This is a genomic window from Myxococcales bacterium, from assembly GCA_016720545.1.
Lineage (GTDB): Bacteria > Myxococcota_A > Polyangia > Polyangiales > Polyangiaceae > JAAFHV01.
In genome coordinates, this window is sequence record JADKKK010000009.1 from 113,276 (window position 1) to 128,627 (window position 15,352).

The window sequence follows — 15,352 nt, forward strand, 5'->3', positions numbered from 1 at the left end:
CGCGGCCCTCGGTCAGCGCTTGGTCGAAGGCGGCGCGACGTACTTCACGCTGCGCACGAGGTCGCGGAAGCGGACGTTCAGCTCCGCCAGCTTGGCCTGCGACTCGACCAGCTTCTTACCGACCTCCTCGCTCTTCTTCGAGAGATCCTCGAGGCGCTTGGTGAGCTGTACGCGCAGCTTGTCGGCGAGCTTGTTCTTCTCGATCGAGCGGAGGCTCCGGCGGGTCTCCTCGCTCTGGCTCGACAGCTCGCCGAGCTGCCGCTGCTGGTCGTTCGCGATGTCGTTTAGGCGGAGGATCTCGGCGCGCGCGGTCCACGCCTCGGTGAGTGAGGCCTTCGTGGCCGCGTCCACGCCCGGGCTCGCGAGCAGCGACTTGACGGCGGCCTCGGCCACCGGAGACATCCACGACTCCGAGCGCTGCACGCTCACGCGCTCGTCCACGAGCAGCTCGCCCTCGCTGCGCGGCTGGATGTCGTAGGGCACGAGCGCCGAGCCCGTCCCGACGTTGTCCTCCGTGCCCGCGGGCGGCTTCTCGAGGTGGCTGCCGGAGATGCGCGAGTGCTTCACGAGCAGCTTCGCGACCGTGGCCGCGCCGTTGCGAACGCGGTACAGGGTCTGCGTGGCGCTGTCGCGCTCGATCGTGAGCTCTCCGTTTTCGATCTTCTGGACGCGCTCGCCCAGCTCGTCGTGCTTGGTCGAGCGGTCGACGGCCACCCCGCGATCGAGCGCGAAGGGCACCGTCGCCGTGGCGCCCTCGGGGAGGGGATCGACCACGCCCTGACCGAGGAACGCGCCGTGATCGAACACCGCGATGGGGCCGCGCTCGAGCGCGCCGCCGCTCTTGTTGACGAACCTGACGACCCGGAACGGGTGGGCGAACGAGCCGGCGACCGCCCCGTCGGGGGCGTACAGGAACGCCGCGTCGCCGGGGAGCTTCTTGGCGAGGAGCATGACCATCGTGGCCGATTTGTCGGGGATGGTCACGTTGAGGGGCAGATCGTACCGGGTGACCCCGCTCGTGGCGCTGATGGCGGCGAGCGACCGGAGGTTGCGTGGCCCCGAGGGGGTGGTCGGCGCCCGAACGGCTGGGGGCGGCGGAGGAGGTGGCGGCGGAGGTGGCGCGCCTGGCCGCATCGCGGCGCCGCGGGGCGCGCTCGGCTTCTTGGGTGCGCCATCCTTCTTCAACGAGCGAGCCGGCCCCGCTGCGCGGCCGCCGCCCCCGGCGCCCATGCCGGTAGCCCCGAGCCCGAGGCCTCCCTGCTCCTCGTCTGCCAAGGCGTCATCGGCGGCCTCCTCGGCCTTCGCCGCCGGCTCTGCGGCAGGGGCCTCCTGGCGGGCGTACTGCTGCTGCGCGAGAGAGGTCTCCGCGCGAGGCACGGCCGCCACGACCTCGCCTTCGTCGGTGACGACGGGGCGCGCGGGCACGATCGGCGTGCCGAGCGTGGCCTCGAACGCGACGGGCGCGCCGGCGACGAGCGACAGCCTCACGTCGGTCCAGTCTTCCCCGGAGAGGTTCTGCACGATGCCCCAGGCCTGCATCGACGCGATCCCGTCGCCTTCGACCACGAGGCGGTACGAAGGGCGCCACATGGGGGCCTCGGTGACGTAGCCCACCTGGAGGTCGTGTTGCTTGCCGTCGAGCTGCAGGACCACTTCGCGGATGTGCCGTCGCTCCTGATCGGTGCAGGGGCGTAGGCGCGGCTCGGGCTCTTCTCCCAGAGGCCGCTTTCGGGGCGTCGCTGCGAGGGGGTTGGGATCACACTCCGGCACGTCGTCGGGGCTCGGGATAGGGAACGCCGCCGCGCGCACGCTGCTGCCGCCCTTCTCCATCACCGCGAGGGTGGCGAGGAAGTCGCCGACGGCCGCTTCCTTCATCTTGAATCGCACCTCGGACTCCGCCACCGTGCCGCCGCGCTCGAAATAGGCAATCCCATTTCGATAGACGACGACGCGCTGGAGGGGGAGGTTTGAGCTCACGGCGGCCGTACCACCGCAGCCGAGAGTCGCGACCGCGCCGAGGGTGGAGAGGAGCACGCCGAGAGACGAGAGAGCCTTCATGCGGCGAACGTACACGACCCCTCACGGTGCGGGAAGCCTGGCCTCGGGCCGGCCCCGCGAGTCGGTCGCCTCGGGTCTTGCCCTTCTCCGCGCCCGCTCCGCGCCCGCTCCGCGCATCCTCGCGCGCCTCTTCCCCGCGTCGCGAAGCGGGTCAGCAGGCGCTCCCGCCCGCGCGCATGCCACGCACGAGCTCCTCGACCGTGCTCTTCAAGATTCCGTATTCGAAGTTGCCATAAAGCATGGCGCGCCCGCCGTCGAAGACGTACGTGGGCGACCCCTGCATGCCGAGGCGCTCCTTCTCGTTGTGGTCCTCCCACACCGCGGCGAGCGCCGAGCCGTCGTCGAGGCGGGCCTCGATCGGCCCCCGCGGGAGCGACAGCTCCTCGGCCACCTCGAGCTGCACCGAGCGGAGCGCGATGTTGACCTCGCTCACGAAGAAGCGCTCGCGGAGGCGGCGCTGGTACTCGCCGCCGAGCGCGTCGTCCCCGTCGACCGTCGTGAGCGCCGCCTTGATCGCCGCGGCGGGGGCCCATGAGGTGGCGGGCATCGCCTTGCGCCAGCACTCGCCGCTCACGTCGCGTCGGCCGGCTCGCTCCGCGATCTGCCGCGTGGCGGCGACCCGGCCGTCTACGCCGTCCTTCGCCCACGCGCCCTTCTCCAGGCGCCAGCGCACGCTGCCGAACACCGGGACGACCCGGTAGTCGACCCGCAGGTGCTCCCCCAGCAGCTGCAAGACGCGATCGAGCTTCGGCTGCGCGACGAGCGCCCAAACGCAGAGGGGATCGGACCAATAGCTGAAGGTGGTACGCGTGCTCATCTTCGATGTCCTCGCTGGGGCCGCCGCCGCTATTGGAGCCACTCCACGCCGCGAAGGGTGCGCGGGGGAGGTGTCTTTGGCAATTCGGGAGGCCTCTCGTTGACGCCTCGCGCACGCGCACCCACGTTCCCCGCCAGACCCGACCCGCGAACGGAGCCGTGATGATCGTCGCTTGCAGCGCCTGCGCCCAGTCGAACCGCCTCCCCGCCGCGCGCCTGACCGACAAGGCGCGCTGCGCCTCGTGCAAGGCGGACCTCCTGCCGCTCGCGCGCCCGGTCGCGGTGGGCTCGGTCGCCGACTTCGACGAGCTGCTGCGCGACGCTCGAGTGCCCGTCCTCGTCGACTTCTGGGCGGCCTGGTGCGGACCCTGTCGCGTGGTCGCGCCCGAGCTCGAGAAGCTCGCGCGGGACCGCGCAGGTCAAGCGGTGATAGCGAAGGTGGACACCGACGCCCAGGGCGAGCTCGCCTCGCGCTTCGCGATCCGCAGCATCCCGACCATGATCTTGTTTCGCCAGGGCCGTGAGGCTCAGCGTGAGAGCGGCGCCATGACCCACGCGGCTATCGCCTCGCGGTTCGGTCTGTAGCCGCCGTTCAAGGCGTCGCTTCGTTCCGTGTCCCGACGGCGCGCGGTCTCGCGAGACGGTCGAGGCACGGGCTCCGACCGTAGCCCCCGGATCACTCCGCGAAGCGATCGTCCGATTTCGGCGCGCAGGCGAAGGCGAAGCGCTACCGTGGATACCCAATGAAGAAATCCGTCGTCGGGCTCGTCATTTCGCTCCTGCTCGTCACGTCGGGGGCATCGGCCGCGGTGGTGAGCTACGCGGCCACCCTGAACGGAGGCCAGGTCGTCCCCCCGGTCTCGTCACCCGGCAGCGGCACGGCGACGCTCCAGTTCGACACGGGCACGAAGATGCTCACGGGGACCGTCACGTTCAGCGGTATCTCAGTCGAGCGGCAGACCATCGGCGGCGCGGGCCCTTGCGGGGCCAGCCCGGCGACCCTGGTCGAGGCACTTCCCGCGCCGGTGGGGAACACGATCACGCTGGCACCGGTCGGCCTGTCGACGCTCTACGAGGGCCTCCTGATCGGCGGCGCGCTCTCGATCACGTTGAAGTCAACCGCGGGCGACATTCGCGGACAGATCTACGAGGTCGGCAGCGGAAAGAGCTGTGGCGGCGCGGCCCCCGACGCGGGGACCGTAGACGCGAGCGCTCCGGACAGCAGCGCTCCGGACAGCGGCGCTCCGGACAGCAGCGCTCCGGACAGCGGCGCTCCCGCCGACGCCGGTCGCCCGGTGGACGCGGCCAGCGCGCCTTCCCCGGCCCCCACGACGCCCGCGGAGTCCGCCGCCGACACCGGAGGCTGCAACAGCTCGGGTGGCGGCGCGGGCCTGCCCTGGCTGTTCGCCGTCGGGCTCGGCGCGGCCTTTGTCGTCTCACGCAGCAGGCTCGCGCGCAGGCGCTCGTAGCCGCGGTCGCGCGGTCGTTCCATCGCGAATACGGGGCGCGGACCCGCGTTTGGGACGAACCCACGCGGCGACTGACGGGCGTCCGGAAGTTTGTCGGAACAGCGATCCGTGGGCCGTCGCCGCGGCGCGATATGCTGGCCTCCAAGCCCATGCCCCGCGCGCTCCCTCCGACCGGCCTCGCCCTCGCGTTTCTTGCCCCGGCGCTCTTCGCGCTGGCCGGCGGGTGCGCCTCCGACGTGTCTCCGCCCGCGAGCGCGCTCGCTCCGCTCGACGTGCCCGCTGGGTGTGATCCGCTGCTCGGCGGCGCGGTCTGCTACTTGCCATTCCCCTCGGACCACGCGCGGAAGCCTGACCCCTCGAGCCCGACGGGCGCGCGGATCGTCGTGCCGGAGGGCGCGAAGCTCGTGGCGACCTCCGGGCGCTCGGGGGACGTGCACCCGGCGCTGCGGCTCGACGGGTTCTCGACCCTGACGCCCATCGTCGCGACGCTGCCCGGGGCGCTGTCCTCTCGTGGGCTCCCCGCGATCGACTCCGACGGCGCACTCAGCGCCACGGTCGCGAGCCCCACGCTCCTCGTCGACGCCGGCACGGGCGAGCTCGTCGCGCACTACGCCGACGTCAACGGCCAGCCCGGCGACGAGGCCGAGGGGGGCACGAAGCGGCCGCTCTCCCTCCGGCCGTTCGCGAAGCTCAAGCCACGCACGCGCTACGTGGTCGCGCTGCGCGGCGTCCTCACGGATTCGGGCGACCGCGCGGCCCCCGCCGAGGGCTTCCGGCGCCTGCGCGACAAGACCGCCGACGAGCCCGGGCTCGCGCCCCTCCGCGAGAGGTTCGAGCGCGACGTGTTCGCCCCGCTCGAGAAGCTCGGGCTCCCCCGCGCGGAGCTTCAGCTCGCGTGGGACTTCACGACTGGCTCGGACGACGCGCCCCTCGTCGACATGCTCCGCGTCCGTGAGCTCACGCTCGCGTGGCTGAAGGAGAACGCGCCGAAGGTCGCGGTCACGCGTGTCGAGCCGCGGAGCGGGCCCACGTGGAGGGTCGTATTCGGCACGATCGAGGCCCCGGCCTTCGTCCTCGCCGACAGCCCCGGCGCCCGCCTCGCGCGCGATCCGAGCGGCGCCGTCGTCGCCCGCGGCACCACGAAGGTTCCCTTCTCCGTGCACGTGCCGGCGTCGCTCAAGGGGCGATGTGTCCCGGGGCGCTCGATCGCGTACGGACATGGCTTCTTCGGCACCCAAGAGGAGATGACCTCGGCGCCTGCGACGTCCACGTCGAACGCCCTCTCGGCGGTCACGTTCGGCGTCGACTGGATTGGCCTCTCGAAGCCCGATCTCGGCTGGCTCGCGAACACCCTCTCGGCCGAGCCCTCGCGCGTAGGCGAGCTCACGGACCGGCTCCACCAGGCGATGGCCAACTGGATGGTGGTGACCGACGCCGCTCGGCGCGCGGGCTTCTCGGCGCCCGAGCTTCGCCGCCCCGACGCCGGTGAGGGCTCGTGCGTCGCCGAGGGGCAGGCGGGCGCGCTCCTCTACGACCCGACTCGCGTGGACTACTACGGGCCAAGCCTCGGCGCGATCCTCGGCGGGGTGCTCTCCACGCTCGACCCGAACATCACCCGGGCCGCCCTGAACGTGCCGGGCGCGGGCCTCGCTCACATGATGCCCCGGTCCGAGGCCTTCGCTCCCCTCTTCGCGCTCGTCCACCTCGTGTTCGGTGATCCCTTGCGCGACCACGCGTTCGCGGCCTCGATGCAGGGGGCCCTCGACTCCGTCGACCCGGCGAGTTACGCCTCGCGCATGCTCTCGCAGCGCCTGCCGGGCTCTCCCGGCGATCGCCGCGTGCTGTTGCAGGTGGGGCTCGGCGACGCCGCCGTTCCGGCCCTCGGCGCGTTCCTCTATGCGCGTGCGCTGGGCATCGCGCAGACCTCGCCGGAGCCGGTCTCCGTGTTCGGCGTGAAGGCCGCGCCGCCGGAGAGCCTGACCTCCGGGATGACGCTCTTCGACTACGGACTTGGCGCGAACAACGCGCTGCCGAGGCCTGTGCCCTCGAACGCCGTCCATGACGACCTCCGGAAGCGACCCGAGGCCACGAGCCAGCTCGACAAGTTCTTCACGGCCCAAGGCGCGATCACCCACCCCTGCGCGGGGCCCTGCCGATTCACTCTCAAGTAGCGAATGGATCTCCCGAGCACGGGCGCCGCGCCGGCGTCGCGACACCCTGACGTGATTCACCGTCGCGCCGGTGCGGACGCTGAGCGCCCTCTCGCGCAGCTACGCACCCTCGCCGGACTGGCTCGCCGCGCCGACGCGGAGGTCGACGCCTTCCCGCTCGAGCTCTTTCGCGTCGCCGTCGGGCTCGTCGCGACGGCCTACTTCGCGCGCCTCGCCTGGGAAGCGGGCGACATCGTCGCGGCCGATGGCCTGTACGACCACGCGCTCTCCCGCGACATCTTCTGGTTCACGGCCCAGCCACTCTTCCACACGTGGATGGGCGCCGCCTGGGTGCGCTCGGTTTACGCGCTCGGCGCGGTCGCGTCGCTCGCGCTGGCCGCGGGCGCGCGCGCTCGCCTTTCGGCCGCGGTCGCGTATGTGGTTGCAGTATGCAGCTATCGCTACAGCTTCCTCGTCGTGTCCGTCGATGACGCGGTGGTCCACCTGCTCCTCGCGTGGATGATCCTGCTCCCCGTGGGGCGTACACTCGGGCCCTCGCTCCTCGTCCGCCCGAGCCGCGAGGGGCTACACGACGCGCTCCGTGCGCGCGCGCCCGGGCTCGGGGTGCGCCTCCTCCTCGCGAACGTCGCGCTCGTCTATCTGGTCGCCGGCCTCACGAAGTGGCGAAGCCCGCTGTGGCTCCAGGGGGACGCGCTGCTCGCGGTGCTGAAGCTCCCCGCGAGCTTCTGGCCCGAGCAGTTCTCGGCCGAGCAGTCGTGGCTCTTGCGGCCGTTCAACTGGGCCGGGCTCGCCATCGAGCCGCTGTTCGCGTTGCTCGTCGTGCTCCCGCCGCGCCACGCGTGCAAGCGCGCGCTCGGCGCCCTGCTCGTCGTCTTTCACCTGTGCATCGCGCTCACCCTCGACGTGGGGCTCGCGAACGTCGGGTGCGCGGCCCTCGGGCTCGTGCTCTTTCGGAGGGAGCTCGCGGACCTCGCGCGGGCGAAGCTCGGAGCATCGACGGAGCCGCCGAGCCCCGCGTGCCCGCCCCGCGCAGCGCGTGAGCGGACGTCTCGGCTCGTCGCGAGCGCGTCCTTCGTCCTCGTGCTGCTGCTCTATGGCGCGATGGTCGGCTCGGCCCTCCAACCGAGCTGGCGTGCCGACGCGGCGCCGTCCGACGACCCGAAGGCCGAAGGCGGCGGTCCGATCCAGCGCGCCTGCGTGACGGGCCTCTGGGTCCTCGGCCTCGCGCAACAGTATCGGCTGCTCGACTGGATAGACGAGCGCAACTATGCACTCTCGCTCAGCGTACGCGAGCGTGACGCGCGCGGCGTTCTCCGTTCGATGCCGACGGAGCGCTACCTCCGCTCCTCTTCCGCGACGCGACCAACAAGTACCTCCTGCGCCGCGTCGCCGCGGGCCTCGTGACCGCCGAGGTGCTCTCGGGGCCGAAGCGCCCGTTCTTCGGTCCCCCGACCGCCGCCTCGGCGGCCCACCCGCTCGGCGCGCGCATCCGCGAGCTCCTTCACGGCTCCGCGCTCGACGACCTGCCGTTCCTCTCGCGGCGCGCGGCCCTCGCGCTCGCCGACCGCGCGGCGAAGGCCCCCGTCGCGGAGCAGCGATCGCTCGATCCGCTCATGTACTTGCTCGGTTCGGCCGTGGTGCTGCAGCGCGCGTTTCGGCCTTCGGCGTAGCGCGTGCTCTGCCCTCTCGCCGGCGCGCGCGGGCGCCGCGCGGACCTCCTCTCGCCACGACCTGGCCGCCTCACCCGCGGCAACGCGTGCCGAGTGCAAGCCGTGGTGCGCCTCGAGCGTGCTCGGGTGAGGCGACCTCGTGCAGCTCTGGTTTCTGCGAGTGAGCGCCCACGCGCGGGCGACTCGGCCCCCCGCCCGCCGCGGCTGCGCGCGCCCTCGGCTCCCTGGCGCGCGCAGCCGCTTTCCCTGCTTTCCCGCTGCCTGCGGCTACCCCGCGGGCGGCTCGTCCACCTTGACCAGCGGGCGCAGCTTCTTGAACGTGCCCCGGCCGATCCCCTTCACCCTCATCAGTTCCTCCGCGCGTCGAAACCGCCCCAGCTTGGCGCGCAGCGCCAGGATGGCCGCCGCCTTCTTGGGGCCGATCCCGGGGAGGCGCCTGAGGTCGTCCAAGGTCGCGGTGTTGAGCCCCACGGGAGACCCCTCGGTGGCCTTCCCGAGCCCCTCGGTCGCGGCCGCCTGCGCCTGCGTCCCCGCGCCGCCGTCACCGCGTGGGACCACGATTACGGTCTCGGCCAGGACGGTCGGCGCCGTCGTGGGCTCCGGGAGGGAGAGGCCCTGCGCGTCCGGCGGGCCCGTGGTGCCCCCGGTGGCGGCGGCCCCCGCGAGCGCCGAGCCGCCGATCGCCGACAGCACGACGAGCGCGAGGCCCGCGAACAGCGCGCGCCCGGCGGGCCCCGCCCACGGCGAGCGGGCCAGGCCGCGAAGCACCGCGGTGATCCGCGCGCGCGCGCATGCCAGGTTGACGGGCCCCGTTGACATCACGCGAACCTCCCGGCGGCGGTCTCCGCTGGGCCGCGCGTTCGCGTTCGCGTTCGCGTTCGTGCCCGCCCGCCCGCGCGCGCCGTGGTCACCCTCCTCGCGCGCCTCCCAGTCGCGCACCTGGAGCGTGCCGTTCGTGGGCACGGCGTCGAGCTTGAGGTTCAGCGAGCCGTCCTGGTTCTCGAAGCCCACGCCGACGCGCACCCAGTACGACTTCTGCCCGCGGTCCACGACCGTGTAGACCGTCTTCATCTTTCGCGCTTGATCCATCCTGCACCTCCTCGGTTCCTGCGTTCCGTCGCCCGGCCGCTGGCTCGGGCTGCGATGCGCTCATTGCGAGGTCGGTGCCACCGCGCGAGCGCGCGTGTCTTCGGGCTTTTTCGGGGTCGAGCGCGGAGCTCGCGCCGTCCTGGCCGTCCGTTCCCCCGTCCAGGACGCTGCCGGCTTGCCCGTTTCGCAAAAGCGCGTACAAATCCCCGGAACCCTTCGGAGAGTCCAGATGACCCAGCACGACGAGTCCATGCAGATTGCACGTATCGAGGAGAGCCTCGCGGCCGATACCCTGGCCTCTCGTCGCGCTTTCCTGGGCGTGGCGGGCGCGGCGGTGCTGGCCCCCAGCGCCCTGGCGCTGCTCGAGGGCGAGGCGCTGGCCGCGGGGGGGGCGAACGAAGCGCGCAGCTTCGCCGCCCAGCCGCCCGCCGGCTTCCGGCCCTTCTCGGCGCCCGGCAGGGTCGTCAAGGTCAGCAAGAAAGACTCGCTCGAGGCGAACCAGCTCTACCCCAAGGCTGACGACGCGAAGGCCATGCTCACGCGCGTCCTCACCGAGCTCACGGGAAAGCCCGACCTCGTGTCCGCGGTGAAGGAGTTCGTGCACCCGCAAGACAAGGTGCTCGTGAAGGTCAACGGCATCGCGCGCCAGAACATGGGCACCAACAAAGAGCTCGTGCTCCCCTTCATCGAGGCGATGATCGCGGCGGGCGTGCCCGCGGCGAGCATCACGGTGCTCGAGCAGTACGGCGGCTTCCTCGCCGGCACGCGCATCACCCCCCAGAACCTGCCGGCCGGCGTGCAGGTGGCCGTGCACAACAACGGCAAGATCAAGGGCCCCGATGGCGACAAGGAGAACCCCGCCATGGTCGCCATGCCGGAGCGCCTCATCCCCGGCACGGGCACGCGCACCAAGTTCGTGAAGCCCCTGACCGACGCGACGTGCGCCATCAACTTCGCCCTCGTGAAGGACCACAGCATCTGCGGCTTCACCGGCGCGCTGAAGAACATGACCCACGGATGCAGCATCAACCCGCACGATTTTCACGTGCACAACGCGAGCCCCCAGATCGCGCTCATGTACGCGCAGGACATCATCAAGTCGCGCGTGCGGCTCAACATCCTCGACGGCTACAAGGTCATGGCCCACGGCGGCCCCCTGTGGAAGTCACCTCAGCATGTGAAGCCGCACGAGGCCGTCTACGCCTCCACCGACGCCGTCGCGATCGACGCCATCGGGTGGGAGGTCGTCGAGAAGCTTCGCGCGGAGCTCGGCCTGAAGTCTCTCACCGACGAGAAGCGCGCCCCCTCGTACATCAAGGCCGCGGCGGAGCTTGGGCTCGGCGTAGCCGAACGCGCGCGCATCACCCTGAAAGAAGTAGCTATTTAGTCGCGCTCGCGAGTCCTGCGCGCCGGCCGCTCCTCGGCTATCGTGGGTCCATGCGCGAGAAGTACGCGACGGTGGAGACGTCCAGCTACACCGGCCGGACGTCGATTCCCGACCTGCCCGAGGGCACCGCGTTCCTCGTGGTGCTCTACGGTCCCGACATGGGCCGGCGCATCCAGCTTGGCGCAGATCCGTTCATCATCGGCCGTGTCGAGCCCGTTGACCTGCTCCTGCCCGAGGACAGCGTCAGCCGAAAGCACGCGCGCCTCTTCCTGCGAGGCGGCCGTCGCTACGCGGAGGACCTCGGGTCGACCAACTCCACGTTCGTCAACGATGCGCCCATCCGCGAGGTCGAGCTGACGAACGGCGCACAGATCAAGGTAGGGCGCACCATCCTGAAGTACATGACCGGCGACGACGTGGAGGCCCGCTACCACGAGGAAATTTACCTCCTCATGATGAGCGACGCGCTCACGCAGGCGCGAAACAAGCGCGCCTTCGATGAGGCTCTCCCGCGAGAAATCTCGCGCGCCGAGCGGTACCGGCGCGAGCTGTCGCTGGTGGTCTTCGACATCGACCACTTCAAGCGCATCAACGACACCCACGGGCACGTAGCCGGTGACTCCGTGCTCCAGCAGCTCGGCGGCCTCGTACGGGCCCGCGTGCGCGAGCACGACACGTTCGCCCGCGTGGGCGGCGAGGAGTTCGCGCTCCTGCTCCCCGAGGTCGACGTCGGTGGCGCGGGCGTCGTGGCCGAAAAGCTGCGTGCGTCCGTGGCGTCTGCCGTCTTCTCCGTGCGCGACCTCGAGTTCACCATCACGATCAGCGCGGGCTGCGCCACGTGGAGGCCCGGATGTTCAGCGGCGGAGCTCTACGAGCGCGCGGACAAGGCGCTCTACGCCGCCAAGCAAGGTGGCCGAAACCGCGTGGTCGCAGCGCCATGAGGGGCCACGCGCGGGCCCTTATGGCGCTCACCCTGTTCTCGGCGCTCGGGTGCCGCAAGCGCGATGCGCGCGTCGAACGCGACGCCGCCGTCGCGCTCCACGTGAAGGCGCCCTCGTCGGCGGCGACCGCCGACACGCCCGTCGCGCGCGGCAAGGTCGTCGAGCCGGTGGCCCCTAGCGCTGAGGACCCGCGAGCCTCGTTCATCGACAACCGCGTCGCGCGAGCCGCGGCCGGGACCCCCGAGATCGTGGCCCTGCGCGTTTGGAAGTGCGGTCCGTCGTGCACCTGCCCTCCGCCGTGCATCCAGGCCAGCGCCGAGGGCGAGCCTTCGCGGTGGCTCGACCTCCGCGGCGCCGACGGAGAACCCGTCGCGCTGGCCGATTGGGCCTCGGCCGACGTCACGGGGAGCTTTACCGGCCGCACGCGGGTCGCGCCGGGGCAGGCGGCCGCGCTCCCCGAGCTACGCCTCGTCGGCGAGCCGGTCGTCGTCGCGACAGGGCCGTCGCCGGAGCTCGGCGCGCGCGCTCGGATCGTGCTCGATGGGGCGGCGGCGAAGAAGGACGTCACCGCGATCCATGACGAGCGACCGTTCTTGGTGATCGCCGGGGCCTTCCCGCTCGGGGAGCCGACCTCCGACGCTGAGGCCGGGCGGCTCTTCGAGAAGGTCACGAGCTTCGGCGTTGCGGACGCCGAAAGGATCGACAGCCGAGCGTTCTCCGCGCTCGCGTGCTGCTTCGATCTCGTCGTCGCGGGGCGCTTCGCCGAGGCGAAGGCGGCCGCGACTCGGCAGCGTTTGCTTGCGTCCCGCGGCGTGAAGGCGGCCTACGTCAAGCGAGGCTTCTGAGGCCGCGGCGTCCGCAGATGCGACCCTGACCCGAACAACTCAACACGTTTCCGCGCGAGCCCCCCCGATCAGCCCCCCGATCAGCCCCCCGATCAGCCCCCCGATCAGCCCCCCGATCAGCCCCTCGATCGGGTGTCCGAGGAGCTCCGCAAGAGCGTTGCAACAGGCCTGTACCCCGGTGCGGAGCGAGATCTGTTCGCTGCGGCTGCGGTGCCTCGTCGCACGAACCTCATGAATCCGAGCTAGCGCGCGAGGACCACGAGGCAGGTCGGCGCGGCGCTCGTGCGGCACTTTCCGCGCAGCACGATCGAGCCGCCGTCGTCGGCGATCGATAGGACCTCTTCGGCGGACCCGAGCGCGTCCGACGCGACGGGCACCGCCGACGGCGTGACGAACGAGGCGTCGGAGGACACGCGTCGCGAGGCGACCAGGCTCAGGGTGTCCGCCGAGCCGGTGAGGCCGACGAGCCGGAGCCGGCTAGTGGAGAGGACGAATCCGCCCAGCTCGACGCTGTCGTAGACGGGGCGCCCAGACTCGCATCGGGACGGAGCTGCGTCGCTCCCCGCCTGGCACAGAAGGATTCGCGTGCCGCCGCTCGCCGACTGCGTGCCAACGAAGATCTCACCCCCTGCCCGCACCACCCGGACCACGCCGGCGTTGTCGCCGAACGGGGCCGAGGTCGTGTCCTTGAGGGCGATATGGAGCCCCGCGCCGCCGAGGGTGAAGAGCGCGTGGCTCGGGGAGCCCCCGGGCGCGTTGAATGCAGCAAAGCTCGTGGGTTGCCCGGGGCTCCCGAACGAGAACTGCGCTGCGCCGCCGACCACGGTGGCGCTGTAGAGGCCCGTCGTACCGGTCTCGTCGAGGAGCGCCAAGGTCCCGAGCGCGTCGTCCTGCGCCATGGCGACCACGTTCCCGGGCACCGGCGCCTCCTTCGCGAAGGCAAGTGGCTTCGCAGGCTCGGCGTCCACGGGGCTCGGGGGTGCGTCGGCGGGCGGATCTCCCCGACCGTCCGTCGAGGCGTCCGCACCGGCCCCTCCGGGGCCCGACGGCGCAAGCGATAGCCCGCACCCAACGACGCCGGTGATGAACGCGAGTGACAGGGCTCCCTTCATGAGGGCAGCGTAGCACGCTCGCGCTACGGCTTGGGCTCCGGGGTACGGGGCGGCTCGACCGGCTGAGGCGTGGGCGTCGCCGGCGTCGCCTTCGCGGGCGCCGCGCCGGCCTCGAGCGGAAGGAACTCGCCCTTCGGGAAGTCGACCTCGAAGGTGAACGTGCCTCCGGTGCCAGGGGTCAGCTTGTGGGTAGGGGTCGACGGCGCGCGGAGCACCACGATGAGGTGAAGATCAGCCCCCTTGGGCACCAGGCGAGCCACCACCATCGGCGTGTTGAAGTGCACGGTGACGAGCGCGTTGGTGTCGTTCCAATGCGAGATCCTCGCGCCCTTCAGCACATACGTGACGCTCCCCGCGGCCGCGTGCTCCTCGACCGCCACCGAGGCGGTCAGCCGCACGGAGAGGCGCGAGCCTCCACCCTCGGACGCGCTGAAGCCGGGGAAGGACGCGATCGGTCCCGTCTTGTTGACGGCGCGCGGACGCGCGGCACGCGCGCCCTTGCGGGCCGGCGGATCGCTGTACCCGTACCCTGCCGCCGAGCGCGCGGCCTTCGGTTGGGGTGGCGGGGGCTCGGCGGCGGCGCCACCCGCGGGCGGCGCCACGGGCTCGCTCGGCGCGCCGGGTTGGGTCGGAGCTGCGCCGGACGGTTTCGTCGGCTTCCGCTCCTGCGTTGCGGGCGCTTGGGCGAACGCAGGCGCCGCGAGCGCTGCCGTCATCGCGATAGTCGCGACCCACCCGAGCCCTCGATGCGCGCGCTTCTGCATGCGACGAGTAGACCATGCCTCCGAGTGGAAACCAACGGCGACGCAGGTGCGGGCGCCCGCGCGCGCGACGGCCGCGGGTCGAACAAAAAAAGCGGCGGGGTCGGGCCTTCGCGCCAGACCCCGCGTCGCGAGCCCGAGAGGGGGCTCAGAGCGACGTCGCGTTCTCCTTGAGGTACGCCGCCACACCGGCGGGGTTCGCCTTCATCGCGGTCTTGCCCTTCTGCCAGCCGGCGGGGCACACCTCGCCGTGCTCCTCCACGTACTGGAGCGCGTCGACCAGGCGGAGGGTCTCCTCGACCGAGCGCCCGAGCGGGAGGTCGTTGACCGTCTCCTGGCGGACCGTGCCCGCCTTGTCGATGAGGAACGTGCCGCGGAGGGCCATGCCGCCGTCGAGGAGCACGCCGTAGGCGCGCGCGATGTCCTTGTTCACGTCGGCGACGAGCGGGTAGCCGATCGGGCCGATACCGCCGTCCTCCACCTTGGTCGCACGCCACGCACGGTGCACGTGCGCCGAGTCGATCGACACGCCGAGCACCTCGACGTTGCGCTTCTTGAACTCCTCGATGTGGTTCGAGAACGCGAGGATCTCGGTCGGGCAAACGAACGTGAAGTCGAACGGGTAGAAGAACAGGACGACGTACTTGCCCTGGAGCGAGGAGAGCGAGATCTCCTTCTCATCGCCGTTGGCGAAGACGGCGGTGGCCTTGAAATCGGGGGCGGGCTTCTGAACGAGGGACATGGGGGCTCCTGAGAGTGGGTACGCTTTGGATGGTGACATACCATCGATGCCGGGAGCGCGTCGGGCGTCGCTTCTGGCCGGCGCGACCTCGCCCGGGTTTCGTAGACTCACCGGAGATGTTCCGCAAGACCCACCGCTTCGCGACGGGGCTCAGGCTCGTCCCGCTGGCCACGTGGGGCGCGCCTCTAGTCCCCTGGAGTCGTGGTTCGTATCAGAAGTCGGGTCTTCGGTGTCATTCCGAGGAGCGATGGGGTGCCCCGTTTTCGGCGGCGGCGGGCCCGTCCTCAACTC

The 15,352-nt window shown here is 71.6% G+C and carries 14 protein-coding genes; 8 read left to right on the top strand and 6 right to left on the bottom strand.

Annotated elements, in window-relative coordinates:
• Positions 1-12: 12 nt before the first annotated feature.
• Entirely contained in the window at positions 13-2,058 is a 2,046-nt protein-coding gene (locus tag IPQ09_17945; GenBank protein ID MBL0196066.1) for a DUF4139 domain-containing protein, read from the bottom strand.
• Between the two features lie 151 nt (positions 2,059-2,209).
• Positions 2,210-2,875: a DsbA family protein gene (locus IPQ09_17950; protein ID MBL0196067.1), complete on the bottom strand. Its 666-nt coding sequence runs from the start codon at positions 2,873-2,875 to the stop codon at positions 2,210-2,212.
• Positions 2,876-3,036: 161 nt separating this feature from the next.
• On the opposite strand from IPQ09_17950, the gene trxC reads away from it, so the two are divergent.
• The 5 genes from trxC to IPQ09_17975 all read left to right on the top strand — a co-directional run bounded on the left by trxC (position 3,037) and on the right by IPQ09_17975 (position 8,184).
• Entirely contained in the window at positions 3,037-3,459 is a 423-nt protein-coding gene (trxC, locus tag IPQ09_17955; protein ID MBL0196068.1) for a thioredoxin TrxC, read from the top strand.
• 158 nt (positions 3,460-3,617) lie between these two features.
• The gene (locus IPQ09_17960) at positions 3,618-4,343 is read left to right on the top strand and encodes a CHRD domain-containing protein (protein MBL0196069.1); all 726 of its coding nucleotides are present in this window, start codon (positions 3,618-3,620) and stop codon (positions 4,341-4,343) included.
• A gap of 149 nt (positions 4,344-4,492) precedes the next feature.
• Positions 4,493-6,514 (top strand): hypothetical protein, encoded by a 2,022-nt coding sequence (locus tag IPQ09_17965; protein MBL0196070.1) that lies wholly within the window; start codon positions 4,493-4,495, stop codon positions 6,512-6,514.
• Between the two features lie 3 nt (positions 6,515-6,517).
• Complete coding sequence (locus tag IPQ09_17970; protein MBL0196071.1) at positions 6,518-7,918, top strand: HTTM domain-containing protein; 1,401 nt, start codon at positions 6,518-6,520, stop codon at positions 7,916-7,918.
• On the top strand, positions 7,891-8,184 hold the full coding sequence (locus IPQ09_17975; protein MBL0196072.1) for a hypothetical protein: 294 nt from the start codon (positions 7,891-7,893) through the stop codon (positions 8,182-8,184). The genes IPQ09_17970 and IPQ09_17975 overlap by 28 nt, the downstream gene beginning before the upstream one ends.
• 267 nt (positions 8,185-8,451) lie before the next feature.
• Here IPQ09_17975 and IPQ09_17980 read toward each other — a convergent pair whose 3' ends face one another.
• Positions 8,452-9,273, bottom strand: a complete 822-nt coding sequence (locus IPQ09_17980) for a helix-hairpin-helix domain-containing protein (GenBank protein MBL0196073.1) — start codon at positions 9,271-9,273, stop codon at positions 8,452-8,454.
• Positions 9,274-9,502: 229 nt separating this feature from the next.
• Here IPQ09_17980 and IPQ09_17985 point away from each other — a divergent pair, with 229 nt between their 5' ends.
• The 3 genes from IPQ09_17985 to IPQ09_17995 are packed head-to-tail and all read left to right on the top strand — an operon-like array spanning position 9,503 to position 12,446.
• Positions 9,503-10,660, top strand: coding sequence for a DUF362 domain-containing protein (locus tag IPQ09_17985; GenBank protein MBL0196074.1), 1,158 nt, complete (start codon positions 9,503-9,505; stop codon positions 10,658-10,660).
• Between the two features lie 50 nt (positions 10,661-10,710).
• Positions 10,711-11,601: a GGDEF domain-containing protein gene (locus tag IPQ09_17990; protein ID MBL0196075.1), complete on the top strand. Its 891-nt coding sequence runs from the start codon at positions 10,711-10,713 to the stop codon at positions 11,599-11,601.
• Complete coding sequence (locus IPQ09_17995) at positions 11,598-12,446, top strand: hypothetical protein (protein MBL0196076.1); 849 nt, start codon at positions 11,598-11,600, stop codon at positions 12,444-12,446. Before IPQ09_17990 ends, IPQ09_17995 begins: the two co-directional genes overlap by 4 nt.
• A 242-nt stretch (positions 12,447-12,688) precedes the next feature.
• Here the strand turns inward: IPQ09_17995 and IPQ09_18000 are convergent, their stop codons facing one another.
• The 3 genes from IPQ09_18000 to IPQ09_18010 all read right to left on the bottom strand — a co-directional run bounded on the left by IPQ09_18000 (position 12,689) and on the right by IPQ09_18010 (position 15,061).
• Positions 12,689-13,558, bottom strand: coding sequence for a hypothetical protein (locus tag IPQ09_18000; GenBank protein MBL0196077.1), 870 nt, complete (start codon positions 13,556-13,558; stop codon positions 12,689-12,691).
• Positions 13,559-13,581: 23 nt separating this feature from the next.
• Positions 13,582-14,322 carry a hypothetical protein gene (locus IPQ09_18005; protein MBL0196078.1) on the bottom strand — a complete coding sequence of 247 codons (741 nt, stop codon included), beginning with the start codon at positions 14,320-14,322 and terminating at the stop codon, positions 13,582-13,584.
• 145 nt (positions 14,323-14,467) lie between these two features.
• Positions 14,468-15,061, bottom strand: coding sequence for a peroxiredoxin (locus tag IPQ09_18010; protein ID MBL0196079.1), 594 nt, complete (start codon positions 15,059-15,061; stop codon positions 14,468-14,470).
• Positions 15,062-15,352: the final 291 nt, after the last annotated feature.